11 protein-coding genes are annotated in these 13,658 nt (G+C 45.6%); 10 read left to right on the plus strand and 1 reads right to left on the minus strand.

The genetic code is table 11. The features are described from left to right. Window positions 1-114: 114 nt before the first annotated feature. The 6 genes from AALA56_RS01460 (at window position 115) to AALA56_RS01485 (ending at window position 8,418) form a co-directional block, all read left to right on the plus strand. Window positions 115-1,902 carry an ABC transporter ATP-binding protein/permease gene (locus tag AALA56_RS01460; protein ID WP_369908431.1) on the plus strand — a complete coding sequence of 596 codons (1,788 nt, stop codon included), beginning with the start codon at window positions 115-117 and terminating at the stop codon, window positions 1,900-1,902. Beyond that, entirely contained in the window at window positions 1,883-3,538 is a 1,656-nt protein-coding gene (locus AALA56_RS01465) for an amino acid ABC transporter ATP-binding/permease protein (protein WP_369908432.1), read from the plus strand. The genes AALA56_RS01460 and AALA56_RS01465 overlap by 20 nt, the downstream gene beginning before the upstream one ends. A 12-nt stretch (window positions 3,539-3,550) precedes the next feature. Continuing rightward, window positions 3,551-4,147, plus strand: a complete 597-nt coding sequence (locus tag AALA56_RS01470; protein ID WP_369908433.1) for an MptD family putative ECF transporter S component — start codon at window positions 3,551-3,553, stop codon at window positions 4,145-4,147. Next, window positions 4,137-6,185, plus strand: coding sequence for an ATP-binding cassette domain-containing protein (locus AALA56_RS01475; RefSeq protein WP_369908434.1), 2,049 nt, complete (start codon window positions 4,137-4,139; stop codon window positions 6,183-6,185). Before AALA56_RS01470 ends, AALA56_RS01475 begins: the two co-directional genes overlap by 11 nt. Before the next feature lie 121 nt (window positions 6,186-6,306). Further along, entirely contained in the window at window positions 6,307-7,758 is a 1,452-nt protein-coding gene (locus tag AALA56_RS01480; RefSeq protein WP_369908435.1) for an alpha-amylase, read from the plus strand. Between the two features lie 51 nt (window positions 7,759-7,809). Then, window positions 7,810-8,418, plus strand: coding sequence for a DUF1269 domain-containing protein (locus AALA56_RS01485; RefSeq protein WP_369908436.1), 609 nt, complete (start codon window positions 7,810-7,812; stop codon window positions 8,416-8,418). 59 nt (window positions 8,419-8,477) lie between these two features. Here the strand turns inward: AALA56_RS01485 and AALA56_RS01490 are convergent, their stop codons facing one another. Next, window positions 8,478-9,338 (minus strand): metallophosphoesterase, encoded by an 861-nt coding sequence (locus AALA56_RS01490; RefSeq protein ID WP_369908437.1) that lies wholly within the window; start codon window positions 9,336-9,338, stop codon window positions 8,478-8,480. Between the two features lie 168 nt (window positions 9,339-9,506). Here AALA56_RS01490 and AALA56_RS01495 point away from each other — a divergent pair, with 168 nt between their 5' ends. The 4 genes from AALA56_RS01495 (at window position 9,507) to ftsX (ending at window position 13,624) form a co-directional block, all read left to right on the plus strand. Continuing rightward, window positions 9,507-10,622, plus strand: a complete 1,116-nt coding sequence (locus AALA56_RS01495; RefSeq protein WP_369908438.1) for an HdeD family acid-resistance protein — start codon at window positions 9,507-9,509, stop codon at window positions 10,620-10,622. Window positions 10,623-10,890: 268 nt separating this feature from the next. Further along, window positions 10,891-11,992, plus strand: a protein-coding gene (gene prfB / locus AALA56_RS01500; protein WP_369908439.1) for a peptide chain release factor 2 whose coding sequence is annotated in 2 segments (ribosomal slippage) — window positions 10,891-10,962 and window positions 10,964-11,992 — 1,101 coding nt in all. Because the reading frame shifts where the segments join, the coding sequence is not laid out codon by codon here. Between the two features lie 23 nt (window positions 11,993-12,015). After that, window positions 12,016-12,708: a cell division ATP-binding protein FtsE gene (gene ftsE / locus AALA56_RS01505; protein ID WP_369908440.1), complete on the plus strand. Its 693-nt coding sequence runs from the start codon at window positions 12,016-12,018 to the stop codon at window positions 12,706-12,708. Then, entirely contained in the window at window positions 12,701-13,624 is a 924-nt protein-coding gene (ftsX, locus tag AALA56_RS01510; RefSeq protein ID WP_369908442.1) for a permease-like cell division protein FtsX, read from the plus strand. The genes ftsE and ftsX overlap by 8 nt, the downstream gene beginning before the upstream one ends. Window positions 13,625-13,658 lie beyond the last annotated feature (34 nt).

Below are 13,658 nucleotides of genomic sequence, written 5' to 3' on the forward strand. Positions count from 1 at the left end.
TTTTGTATTGATTCTAGTTTGCTTAACAAAAGCCGCTTTTCTGAAAATTGTGTAGACAATTTTGGTGAAAAAGTTTACAATGTAAAGGATACTATTGTCAAAAAGGAGGTTATCATGGCGGATTCACAGCCCAAAAAAATATCACGTGAACGTAAAAAAGCGCTCTTGAAACGGCTCAAAGAGCAAGTTTCAGCCAAGCAGCGCTTGATTTATAGATCAGCTATCCTATCTTGGATACAGTTTCTCATGCGGGTGGCAAGTTTTGCACTCATCGCCTACTATGTGGCGATAGGCTTTGAGCGGGGCTTTGACCAGCTCAACTGGATTTTCTTTATCCTAGCTATTTTAGGGCTCAATCTTATCGGCTTTGTAGTCGCAAGTTTCGCTAAAAATTTGCAAGGTCTAGCCTCACAGTATGCCAGAAACCAGCTCAAAACCCAGTTTTTTGATGCTTTTCAGGCCAAGTCCGCTCAGTTTGAGGGCCAAACGAGTGTAACGGACGTGCTGACGGTTGCCGCACAAGGGATTGACAGTCTGGACACTTACTATGGTCACTACCTCAATCTGTTCTTGCGAACTTACTTTAACTGTGCGACGGTCTTGCTTTTAGTCACTTTTCTCTATCCGCTGGGTGGCGCTATTTTTGTATTGTGCCTGCCCTTGATTCCCATTTCTATCATTCTCATGCAAAAGCGCTCTCGCCATATCATGAACCGCTACTGGGGGTCTTATATGGATGTGGGTAATCGCTTTATGGACGATTTGTCTGGGCTCAATACGCTTTATGCTTATCAAGCGGATGACAAGTACGCCAAGGATTTTGCCACACAGGCAGAGGATTTTAGGCAGGCAACTATGTTGCTGCTACGTTTTCAGCTGCAGTCGGTGGGTTATATGGATGCGGTCATGTATTTGGGTGTTGGCTTGTCGGGCTTTGTGGCGGTGGCACAGCTCCTCTCTGGTCAGATTAGTCTTTTCACCATGATTTTCTTTATCCTCATTGCGACCGAGTTTTTTGCACCTATTCGTGAGATGGGCTACGGCATGCACTTGGTCATGATGAACACCAAGATGGCAGACCGCATTTTTACTTTCTTAGATAATGTCAAAAAGGATGATGACAGAGAGGGCAAGACTCTGCCAGCCTTTTCACGCTTGACGGTAGAAAATCTTTCTTTTGCCTACACAGACGACAAGACAGTGTTGTCAGGGCTTGACCTGACCCTAGAAAAGGGACAGGTACTAGCTATTGCTGGGCAGTCCGGACAGGGCAAGACGACCCTTGCTGGTTTATTGACAGGACGTTTAACAGCAAGTAGTGGTGAGATTTACCTAGGCGACCTTGCTATCTCTAGTCTTGACAAGTCAACCATCGCCACAGAAGTGGTTTACGTCTCAAGCGAGAGTTATCTCTTTAACCAGAGCATTTATGACAATCTGGTCATGGGGCGTTCCATGACGAGGGAGGAAGTGCTAGCTTGGGCAGACAAGCACGGCGTTCTTCAGTTCATCCATGATTTGCCAGAAGGCATTGATACTCTTGTCGGTGAAAATGGGCGCAACCTCTCGCAAGGTCAGCGCCAGCAAATTCTCTGTGCACGTGGGGTTCTAGCTAAGCGCAGTCTCTATATTTTTGACGAGATGACCTCAAGCGTGGACAGGGACAATGAGCGTGCTATTTATGACCTTATCCATCTGGTGTCAAGAGACGCTATGGTCATCATCATCACGCACAAGATGGCGCAGGTCATTAATGAGCCTCGTGTGCTTCACCTAGATGAGCTGGACAGCCATCTTGACAGTCCAGAGGTTCTGTACGAGACTGTGGCGAGTTTCAAGGACTTGGTCGATACGCAAGCCAACTTAGAAAGGGCGGTTTTTAATGGAAACACAGTCAACTAGACAACTGATTCCACGGCTTTTGGCTGTGATGAAGCACCGTTTGCCAGCCATTGGTCTAGCGATTATCTTTGCGGTGCTGGGCTTTGTCATGACAGTGGCTATCCCCGTGCTACTCGTCAGACTGACCTTTGCAGCGCTAGCTGGAGAGAAACCAGAGCTTACTAGCCTTGTCATTCTCCTTGTTTTTGCGCTTTTGCGTGGGCTCTTTCGCTACGGGGAGCACTATTTTGGACACTGGGTGGCTTTCCATACCTTGGCGGATTTTAGAAATCTAGTCTTTGACAAATTGCGCCGCTTGGCACCTAGCACGCTCGATCGGACTGACAGCGGTCAGCTGATTAAGCTGATTGGTGAGGATATTGAGGCTTTGGAGGTTTTCTTTGCTCATACCTTAGCACCTATCGGCACAGCTGTCATCACAGCGCTTATCATGCTAGTCTATCTGGGACAATATTCCCTTCTCAATTCGGGGGTGGCTCTTCTCACTTATCTGCTGCTTGCGGTAGTCTTGCCTATTCTTTTTGCCAAGGTCTTGACACCCAAGCTCTCTAAGCAAAGTCAGGTCAGAAAAGCTTATACGAGCGACTTTTTAGAAAGTCTGCGTGGAGCAGCCGACTTGGTACAATACCAAAAAACAGCAGCTGTTTTCGAGCACTTGCAGACAGAGAGCCAGCAGGTCAATCAGCTGGAGCGTGAGGTGGCGCAAGCCAACTTTATGCAGCAGGCTTGGACCTTCTTGGTTGTGGGCTTATCCATTTTGCTGGTGGCTGTGGTTAGCTTAATGAGTGCGCAGGATGGCGGAGTAGAGCTATCAGACGCTGTTGTTATGATTGTCGCTTTCTCAGCTTCTTTTGCTCCGTTTTTGGAGCTCAGCCGTTTGCCGCTTGGTTTTAAACGTGCTATGAATGCAGGACGTCATGTCTTTGAGCTCTTAGACGAAGCTGAACCAGCTGCGACTGGCATGGCTGTGCAGGATGAGGTGACACCTATCACTTTAGACGGGGTCAGCTTTGCCTATGACAAGCGCAGTCAGCTAGTTCTTGACAAGGTATCAGCTGACTTTGACCAGCCTATCATTTATGGAATCGTCGGACAGTCTGGGGCTGGTAAGTCAACGCTGGTCAAGCTCATCATGCGTTGGTACGATGTGACGTCTGGCAGTCTTACATTAGCTGGGACAGACATCCACAAGCTCGATAGACAGGGTTTGCAAGCGCACTTTGCCTATGTGCCACAGACAGCGCAGATTTTCAATCAAACCATCAGGGAAAATCTGGTCTTGTCAAACCCAGCCATCACAGATGAGGACATCTGGCTAGTGGCGGATAAATGTGGCATGACAAGACGCTTGAAAGCGGCTGAAAATGGGCTGGACACAGTCATCAGCCCAAGCCAGTTTTCAGCGGGTGAGCGTCAGCGCTTGGAGCTCATGCGTGCCCTGCTCAAACAAGCCCAAGTCTATATCTTTGACGAGCCAACCAGCAATTTGGACGCCCTTAGCGAGGCTGCCTTTATCCAGATAATCAAGACCCACTTCACAGGCACTGTCTTTCTCATCAGCCATCGTGCGTCAACGGTTGCGTCAGCAGATACCGTCTATAAGGTCGAGGCTGGTCAACTCCTACTCAAACACTAAAGCGAGGTTTTCATGAAACAACTCACTGTTAAAGACATGATTCTTACAGGCGCCCTGTCTGCCCTCTACTGTATCGGTGTGGGACTGGTGACGCTATTAGCTGTTCTTATCTTTCGCTCGGCAAACATGGTCGAAGCGCCAGCGGTTGCTGCACTGATTTGCGGTGTGGTTTATATGCTCCTTATTGCTAAGGTGCAAAAGTTCGGTGCGGTGCTTCTTATGGGCGCTATCATGGCAGTTTTTTTCTTCCTATCGGGGCATTTTATCCTGTCCTTTTTCCCCAGTCTTATCTGCGGTTTTCTAGCAGACCTTCTAGCAAGATCTGGTAACTACAAGAGCCAGTGGCGCAATCTCTGGTCATACGTCATCTTTTCTTTTGGCAATCTAGGTCCTATTTTTCTCATGTGGTTCATGCGTGACGCCTATATCCAAAAGCTCCTTGAGCGTGGCAAGGACATGGCTTATGTCAAGAAGGTCATGGTGGATTCCACTCTGGGGAATGTCCTTTACTTAGCAGGCTTTATCGTTATCTGTGCTCTGATTGGTGGCTGGCTAGGGCAACGTTTGACCAAGAAGCACTTCACAGAAAAGGTGGCTAATGGCGCTTGATGTCAGAACTAAAATCCTTTGTCTTTTCTTTTGCAACCTGCTCTTTCTCTACAATGTCACAGGACCGCTAGAATACGCACTTCTTGCTAGTCTCCTAATGCTCCAAATCAGCTACGGACAGTGGAAGAAGGCGCTGGTTTATCTGATGATTTTTCTTCTTAGCCTCGTCTATGCGGACTTTGGCAATGTGAGTTTGCCAGACGGTCTTGCGATTTTGTTGGTGGGTACCAGATGGTTGCTCCCTAGTTTTATGGCGGGCGGGCTTCTTCTCAGCACGACGACCAGCTACGACCTCGTGCACGGTCTTAGAAAATGGCACCTGCCAGAGAGTCTGCTCTTGACCTTGGCGGTGTGTCTGCGTTTTCTGCCCATGATTGGGCAAACTAGCCGCCAACTACACCGAAACTTACGCCTACGGGGCTGTTTTACCAGTCTTTGGGACTATCTGCGCTACCCTCACTGCTATGTCAGCTACCTTCATCGTGCCTTTGCTCTTTACGCTTTTAGCTCAAGCAGAGGACTTGACCACAGCTGTCATGACCAAGGGTTTAGCACTAGAGAAAAAGGTCAGCACAGCCTATCCTCAGCGTTTTGGCGCTTTAGATTGGAGTTTTTGCCTATGCTATCTACTGAGCAGTCTCTGGGTCATCCTCAGATTTCATTGAAAAATGTCGCCCTCACCTATGCTGATGCGAAAAATCCTGCTTTTCAAGTGACAGACGTGTCTATTTCTTCTGGTGAGTGTGTATTAGTGACAGGGCGCTCTGGTGCTGGCAAGTCGACTTTTTTACGGCTTCTAAGTGGGCTACTGCCAGATGAGGAGAGTCATTTGCATTTGGTAGAGGCTGTTGAGGTCGGTAATTGTAGGGCTGGACAAGAGACAACGGCAGATTTTGCCTGTCAAGTAGCCAGTACCTTTCAAGAGCCAGCTCGTCAATTTTTCCACCAAAAAGTCAAGCATGAGCTGGTCTTTCCAGCGGAAAATCAAGGATTGCCAGCTGAGCTTATCCAAAAGCGTCTAACACAAGTGGCAGCTGCCTTTGACCTGACACACTTGCTGGAGCATGATTGCTTGGCGCTGTCAGGTGGTGAGCAGCAGCGTCTAGCAATGGCTCTTACGGTCATGCAGGACACGCCTGTCATTATCTTAGACGAGCCGACTAGTCATTTGGACGCAGCCAGTATCGCTCAGTTGCGCTCGCAAATCACCAAGCTGAAAAAAGCTGGCAAGACACTTCTCATTGCAGAGCACATGCTGGCGAATCTTTTGGACTTAACTGACCGTGTGTTTTATGTGGACAAGGGCAAACTGCTCTACGATTGGTCACCAAGTCAGCTACAAGCACTGTCAACTCAAGACAGAAAGCAGCTAGGCTTACGCCAATTGGACTTGTCTGCTAGTCAAGCCCTCCTTGAGCAAAAAAGTCAGGATAGGTCATCTGGTCAGTCGTCAGATTTGCTAGTTAAGGACTTAGCGCTGTTTCCAGATGGCTCACGCATGTTGCCGTCCTTATCCATCACTTGTGGTAGGGTTCTAGGCTTGATGGGACCTAACGGACGAGGTAAGTCCACCTTGGCGCAAATTCTAGCAGGTGCTAAGAGGGAAAAGCAGGGGCAAGTCACTTGGCAAGGTTCGACTATGAAGCCAAAAGACAGGCTAAAGTTGGTCAGCCTAGTCTTGCAAGATGTGCGCCTGCAACTCTCCACTGCCAGTGTAAAAGAAGAACTGAACTTGGGACAAAAAAGAAAAGACCTGCCAAAAGACCTGCTCGCCAGTCTAGGCTTGCTAGAGTTACTTGAGCGTCATCCGCAGACGCTGTCAGGCGGTGAGCAGCAGCGGCTCATGATTGCAGCCAGTCTCTTGTCGGATAAGTCGGTCTTTATCTTTGATGAGCCGACCAGCAACATAGATGGCGACCAGCTCCAAGCCTTCGTGGCTCAAGTCACCCAGCTCAAAGAAGCTGGCAAGGCTATTCTCATCATCAGCCATGATGTGGAGCTGATGGCGCAGGTCTGTGATGAGGTGTATTATTTATAAAGCTAAAACCACTCTTTAGACGAGTGGTTTTAAAATATTCACAAATGTTGTGCAATCGGTTGCGTAATGTGTTATAATAAAACAAAAATGAAGACAAAGCCATTTAGAAGAGAGGGCATTTATGACAAACGAGACATTATTGCAGGGCTTTGAGTGGTACTTAAAAGCTGACGGCAAGCATTGGTTGCGACTCACAGAGGAAGCGCCTCATTTTGCGGAGCTAGGTATCACGAAAATGTGGCTACCGCCAGCCTATAAGGCAACGAGCGACCACGATGTGGGCTATGGTATCTATGATTTGTTTGACCTAGGAGAGTTTGACCAAAAAGGCACTGTCCGCACCAAATACGGTTTTAAAGACGAGTATCTAAAACTCATCCAAACGCTAAAAGAAAATGGTATTTCGCCAATTGCCGATGTTGTCTTAAATCATAAAGCGAGTGCCGATGCGCTTGAGACTTTCACGGTTGTGGAGGTGGACAGCGAGGACCGCACCAAGGTTTTGACAGAGCCTTTTGAGATTGAGGGCTGGACACAGTTTACCTTTCCAGGGCGCAACAAAACATACAATGATTTTGATTGGCACTGGTATCATTTTACAGGGACGGATTATGACGCTAGGCGCAACCGCAGTGGTATTTACCAAATCCAAGGGGATAATAAAGGCTGGGCGCTAGGCGATTTAGTGGATAAGGAAAATGGCAACTACGATTATCTCATGTATGCTGACCTTGACTTTAAGCACCCAGAGGTCGTGCAAAATCTGCGGGATTGGGCACGTTGGTATATTGATACCACTGGTGTTGAGGGCTTTCGACTGGACGCTGTCAAGCATATTGATTCCTTTTTCATGAATCATTTTATTCGCCGTATCAAGGAGCGCTACGGCGAGGACTTTTACGTCTTTGGTGAGTATTGGAACGGTGAGTTGGAGGACAATCGGCATTATTTGGAAAATATCTATTTTCGCTTTGACCTGATTGATACCCGTCTGCATTACAACTTTTTTGAAGCGGGGCTTGTGGGGGAAAAGTATGACCTGCGCCAACTCTTTGATGAGACCTTAGTCAAATATTATCCCGATAAGGCGGTGACTTTTGTGGAAAATCATGACACACAAAGTGGTCAAGCCTTGGAGTCCGTTGTGGCAGATTGGTTTAAGCCACTTGCTTATGCGACGATTTTACTACGCAAAGATGGTCTGCCTTGTGTCTTTTACGGTGATTATCACGGTGTTTCTGGAACGCATGGGCAAGCTAGCTTCAAGGCTGTTTTGGAGACTTTGTTGCGCATCCGACGTGACTTTGCCTATGGTGAGCAGGTGGATTATTTTGACGAGAAAAATTGCATTGCTTGGGTGCGCCTTGGTAGTGAAACGAGTGCTCCAATTGCGGTTGTCCTCAATAACCACCAAATCACAAGTAAGCGTATGTACGTTGGCAAGGACTACGCTGGACAGAGTTTTTCTGACCAGATAAATCCTGACAGTAGCGAGGTCATCATCGATGAGGACGGCTTTGGAGAGTTTTCTTGCCCCGCTAGAAATGTAGCTGTCTGGTGTCTAAAACGTTGACAAAAATCCATTTTATTTGTACAATGAGCCTATAAAAAGGAGGAAGAATTTATGGAAAATGTAATCGTTATTATTTTTAAAACCGAAAGCGAAGCTTATCAAGTCTTTACTGAGCTAAAGTCCTTCAAGCAAAGTGAGCGCACTAAAATCGCTCAAATTGCCTTAGTGAAAAATGAAGCTGGGCATATCGTTGAAAAAGATCGCTTTGACTTTGAAGATTCAACAACTAACAAAGCTTTAGAAGGTGGGCTTATCGGTGGTCTTGTGGGGCTTTTGGCGGGTCCACTCGGTTTGGTCTTGGGCTATAGCGCAGGTAGTCTTTATGGACTAGCAGCTGGCGATGCTGTTGATACAGCAGAAGCGGGTTTGATTGATGTCGTAGCCAAAAAACTCCTTGCCGGAGAGACAGCGGTCGTCGCCCTCGTGCAGGAAAATGATGAGTATGTCCTAGATAATTACTTTGCCAAATACGACACACAAATCTTGCGCTGGGATATTGCAACAGTAGCTACTGAGATTAAAGCGGCAGCCAAGGTTCAAGCCGACCTACAAAACCAAGCTAAAGCACAGCTCAAAGTAGAGCGCAAAGCAGCCCACAAAGCTAAAATTGAAGAACTCAAAAACAGCGCCAAAGAAAAATTAGCAAAACTAAAATTCTAAACACAAAGAGGTTGAGACAAATGTTCTTAACCTCTATTTTTAGTGATTTATGTCCGATTTTACAGTTCAAACACGGTCATAGCTTGTCGCAATTCCTCTTTGAAGTGCTGCTTATGGTAAGTTTTAAAGCTAGTTAGGTCTTTGATAGCATTGTAGCGTTTAGCTAAATTCCAAGTGTTTGTGGGGTTGTACTCTGGGTGCTTTTGGACAAAGTCGATACTCAGTTGCCACTCACGCTTGTAACCCAGAGGATGGGAGTGATAGGTCACCCCGTCTAAAGCTACCGTACCGTATCTCCTATGCGCATGCCCAAAGACCACGTCACTGACCCCATACTGCTGAAATACCTCGTGAAAAGCCTGACTGCCTAGAAAGCTATTGAAAGGCTTGAAGCGTTCATGGGTCATGATAAAGCGTCTGTGAGGGACAAAGTGCATAGCGACGATGACATTTTTCCCATCGAGTGCTTGCAAGTTCGTCTCCAGCTTTTTTAGAGTCTGCTCGGTTAGCGTTTGGTCATCAAAAGGACGCTCCAGTCTACGGTCAAACCAAAATATCTTTTTGCGTTTGACAATCGCCTCTAAGCTATCGCTATCGTTAAAGGAGTAGTCATACCAACCGTGAAAAGCCAGCAGTTGCTTTTGCCCAAGATCATAGAGCTGAAAATCCAACTGCTCGATTTCTTTCTCCTTTAGACGGAGCATATCGTGATTGCCTAGATTATAGGTAACGGTGAGATGTTTTTGCAGCTCTCTGATAAAAGGCAGCGCCGTTTGGTGAAAATCATTGGCGATATCGCCTGCTAGATGTAGGTGTTCGACCTGTTCTTCTATTAGCAGCTCTTTTAAGCTTTCAATTTCAAACCGTCCAAAGTGATTGAGGTCAATATGTAAATCACTTATAATCGCTAATTTTGCCATAGCTCTATTGTAGCACAAATCTATTGGACAAGGTGTTTGCGTTTTTTGAAAACTCACAATTTAGACAGAAATCTGATGGTCGTTAAAAGAATGGCAAAAACATTAAAAATACATTGTAAAAAAATGAGACAAGTGTTATACTGAGAGCGTTAGAAATGAGGTATTTTTATGGAAACCATAATTGTGACAAATTTCGCTGTTGAAAGTCAGGCTTATCAAGCCTTTTCAGACCTTAAAAACAGCATGGTCAATCCCTTGTCTAGTATCTCTCAAGCTGCTCTTGTGAGCAAGGTAGATGGACAAGTCAAGATTCTCGACGAGGTGGACAATTCCTCAAATGATGAGACAATTGTTGGCGGTATCGTTGGAGGACTCATCGGTATGCTAGCTGGTCCTATCGGGCTTTTATTTGGCGGAGCGATTGGTGCTCTTGCTGGGGCTGCTATTGATGATAATGCTGATGACAATGAGTCGCTTCTCATTGAGCAGGTCATGCAAGATATCACATGCGCTGATGGCGTTACGCTAGTGGCTTTTGGAACAGAGCAGGTTGACCGCTTTTATGATGATATTATGGCAAAATTTGAGTCAAGAACAACTCGCTATGACGCTGCTGAAGTCAGAGACGAGATGAATCTTGCCAACCAAATGCAAGAAGACTTTCAAAGAGAAGCCAGAGAGCAGATAAAAGCCAAGAAAAAAGCACGTCACAATCAAGTAAAAGACCACTTTACTAACGATGCGACTAAGGATGACAAACAGGAGGCGGTTATGAAAACAAATCGAGCACTCTCTTTCATAGCAGGTATCATTCTAGCCATCATAGGGATTTATCTCCTATTTGTACCGTCTCTTAATCTCTTCTCTCTCAGCTGGTTAATAGCTGTAGCGTTTTTAGTAGGAGCATTAGCAGAGATTATTTACTATTTTAGCGATAGTGGAGAATTTCGCAGTATCTGGGGCTTATGTGCCGCCATTGTTTCCGCTATTTTTGGGATTTACTTGTTGTCAGGTTATTTCTTGACCTTGCCTATTCTCATGCCAACTGTGATTGGTTTTTGGCTATTGATTTTAGGGATTGTACGTTTATTCCAATCTATTGGCACCTCAACGAGCCTACCAGAGTTGAGTAATAATCTTCTTTGGACATCTATTGGGATGATTATTTTAGGAATTGTCTTGATGTTTAATCCGCTATTAGCCAGCATTGTAGTAGCCTACATTGTTGCTATTGCTCTCATTTATCAAGGATTTGTCCTTATGATAGATGCTTTTAAACGTTAACATCATTTATTTTTATAACAGCGTTAGCTAAAAAGCTACTTTGTTCTAAACATAAATGACAACCAACTTATTATTTAGACACACTAGAAAGCTAGGTTTTGCCTAGCTTTTTAGCTGTCTTTTCTTTGTTACAAAAGTTTAACTTGTATCTGATTTTATTTTTCTTTACAATAAAAACTAGTAGCAGGCGTGATTTCCCAAAATGGTAAAATAGCACGTCTTATGATAAAATGTAAAGAAGATTATATAAAAAACGAGGTATTTTTTTATGGATATGGCAGAAATACGCCAAAAAATAGTAGAAAACACAGAGAAGTTGACTAGCTTCAGGAGGTCTCTTTGACTTAGATCGTCTGGAAGAAGAGATTGCGCTTTTAGAAAACCGCATGACCGAGCCTGATTTTTGGGATGACAATCTGGTAGCGCAAAAGGTCTCTCAAGAACTCAATGAGCTCAAACAGACCTATGACACCTTCAACACCATGCAGGAGCTCTCAGAAGAGAGCGAGCTAATGCTTGAGATGTTGGATGAGGATGAGAGTCTCATGCCAGAGCTTGAGGAGACGCTTGAAAAGCTTGAAAAGCTCATGACAAGCTACGAGATGACGCTTTTGCTGTCTGAGCCTTACGACCACAACAATGCCATTTTAGAGATTCATCCAGGCTCTGGTGGGACAGAAGCTCAGGATTGGGGCGATATGCTGCTTCGCATGTACACACGCTATGGCAATGCCAAAGGTTTCAAGGTTGAAGTGCTCGACTATCAAGCAGGGGATGAGGCTGGGATTAAGTCTGTGACTCTGTCCTTTGAAGGACCAAATGCCTACGGGCTTTTAAAATCAGAAATGGGTGTCCATCGTCTCGTGCGTATCTCACCATTTGACTCGGCTAAGCGCCGCCACACCTCCTTTACCTCTGTTGAGGTTATGCCAGAACTCGACGATACTATCGAGGTTGAGATTCGTGATGACGACATCAAGATGGATACTTTCCGTAGTGGTGGTGCTGGTGGGCAAAATGTCAACAAGGTATCAACGGGTGTGCGCCTGACCCACATCCCAACAGGAATCGTTGTGGCTTCTACCGTTGATAGAACGCAGTACGGTAACCGTGACCGTGCCATGAAAATGCTCCAAGCTAAACTCTATCAACTCGAGCAAGAAAAGAAAGCACAAGAAGTCGATGCGCTTAAAGGGGACAAAAAAGAAATCACATGGGGCAGCCAAATTCGCTCTTATGTCTTTACCCCATACACTATGGTAAAAGACCACCGCACAGGCTATGAAGTCGCACAGGTGGACAAGGTCATGGATGGCGATATTGATAGCTTTATTGACGCTTATCTCAAATGGCGTATCAGCGAAGACTAAAAAATCTAGATAAAGGAAAACATATGGCTTTAATTGAAATGCGAGACGTGACCAAGAAATACCGTCGCGCCTCAACCGCTTTAAGAGGTATCAACCTCACGGTCAATCAAGGAGAGTTTGTCTATCTTGTTGGACCGTCTGGGGCAGGTAAATCCAGTTTTATCAAACTCTTGTACCGTGAAGAAGAAGTAACGTCTGGACAGTTAAAGGTTGGCAATGTCGACCTCACCAAAATCAAACGTCGCAACATTCCAAAATTACGACGTAGTATCGGCGTGGTCTTTCAGGACTTTAAGCTATTGCCGACAAAGACTGTTTATGAAAATGTTGCCTTTGCCATGCAGGTTATCGGAAGCAGACGACGTGACATCAAAAAGCGTGTTCCTGAGGTGTTAGAGCTTGTCGGGCTCAAGCACAAGCAACGCTCTTTTCCAAATCAGCTCTCTGGTGGTGAGCAGCAGCGTGTGGCTATTGCCCGTGCTATCGTCAACAATCCTAAGCTCTTGATTGCCGATGAGCCGACAGGAAACCTTGACCCTGAAATCTCTATGGAGATTATGAAAGTGCTAGAGCGTATCAATCTTCAAGGGACAACAGTTATCATGGCAACGCACAACAGCCAAATCGTCAACCAACTGCGTCATCGTGTTGTGGCGATTGAGGATGGACGTATTGTCCGTGACGAAGAGAAAGGAGAATACGGTTACCATGATTAGATATTTCTTTAGCCCTTTGTGGCAATCCATCAAGAACTTAAAGCGTAACTTTTGGATGGCTTTTGCTTCTATCACGTCCATGTTTATTACGCTAACCTTGCTGGGTGTGGTTTCAGCGGTTCTTCTCAATGTCGAAAAAGTTGCTTCAAACGCTGAGGATAAGGTGCAAATCAGTGTTTACCTCGATTATGACTCAACAGATGGCGCAAAAGAAGTCACTGACCTCTCTGGTCAAACCAGTACAAATAGCAACTATCACAAGATTTACAACCAAATCAAGGCAATTGACGGCGTCAAGTCTATCACTTACTCAAGTAAAGACCAAGAGTTGAAAAAACTCCAAAAGACATCACCAGACACCTTTAAGTCACTTGAAGGCGACGCCAATCCGCTTCAAGACGTCTACTACATCAAGGCAAGTAAGGATAGCCAAGTCAAGTCTGTTGCCAAGGCGATTAAGAAAATCTCAGGCGTTGAGGACGTGACCTATGGTGGTTCTGACGCTGATCAGATGATTAGTTTCTTGCGTGGCGTTCGTCTCTGGGGGGTTATCGGTGTGATTGCCTTTATCATCATCGCTATTCTCCTCACATCAAACACCGTGCGCTTAACCATTCGTTCGCGTAAGCGTGATATTGAAATCATGCGCTTGGTTGGTGCTAAGAACTCTTACATCCGTGGTCCGTTCTTCTTTGAAGGAGCTTGGATTGGTGTCTTTGGTGCTATTTTACCAGCCATCATTCTGTATTTTGGTTATCAGTTTGTTTACAAAGACTTGGTATCAAACTACAAGGGCATGGTGCTCTACACACCTCAAGAATTTTTACCATATGGTATCGGCGGGCTCTTTGCCTTTGGAATTATCATCGGAGCTTTTGCTTCAACCCTCTCTATGCGCCGTTATCTCAGAACATAAAAAGAAATTCCACAGGTCTTAGGACTTGTGGAAT

It is taken from the genome of Streptococcus hyointestinalis (assembly GCF_041225505.1).
GTDB lineage: Bacteria > Bacillota > Bacilli > Lactobacillales > Streptococcaceae > Streptococcus > Streptococcus hyointestinalis_B.

Coding starts and splice junctions, on each gene's coding strand:
- AALA56_RS01490 (WP_369908437.1), bottom strand. CDS start 9,338: ATGGCAAAATTAGCGATTATAAGTGATTTACATATTGACCTCAATCAC.
- AALA56_RS01485 (WP_369908436.1), top strand. CDS start 7,810: ATGGAAAATGTAATCGTTATTATTTTTAAAACCGAAAGCGAAGCTTAT.
- ftsX (WP_369908442.1), top strand. CDS start 12,701: ATGATTAGATATTTCTTTAGCCCTTTGTGGCAATCCATCAAGAACTTA.
- AALA56_RS01465 (WP_369908432.1), top strand. CDS start 1,883: ATGGAAACACAGTCAACTAGACAACTGATTCCACGGCTTTTGGCTGTG.
- AALA56_RS01460 (WP_369908431.1), top strand. CDS start 115: ATGGCGGATTCACAGCCCAAAAAAATATCACGTGAACGTAAAAAAGCG.
- AALA56_RS01470 (WP_369908433.1), top strand. CDS start 3,551: ATGAAACAACTCACTGTTAAAGACATGATTCTTACAGGCGCCCTGTCT.
- AALA56_RS01495 (WP_369908438.1), top strand. CDS start 9,507: ATGGAAACCATAATTGTGACAAATTTCGCTGTTGAAAGTCAGGCTTAT.
- AALA56_RS01480 (WP_369908435.1), top strand. CDS start 6,307: ATGACAAACGAGACATTATTGCAGGGCTTTGAGTGGTACTTAAAAGCT.
- ftsE (WP_369908440.1), top strand. CDS start 12,016: ATGGCTTTAATTGAAATGCGAGACGTGACCAAGAAATACCGTCGCGCC.
- AALA56_RS01475 (WP_369908434.1), top strand. CDS start 4,137: ATGGCGCTTGATGTCAGAACTAAAATCCTTTGTCTTTTCTTTTGCAAC.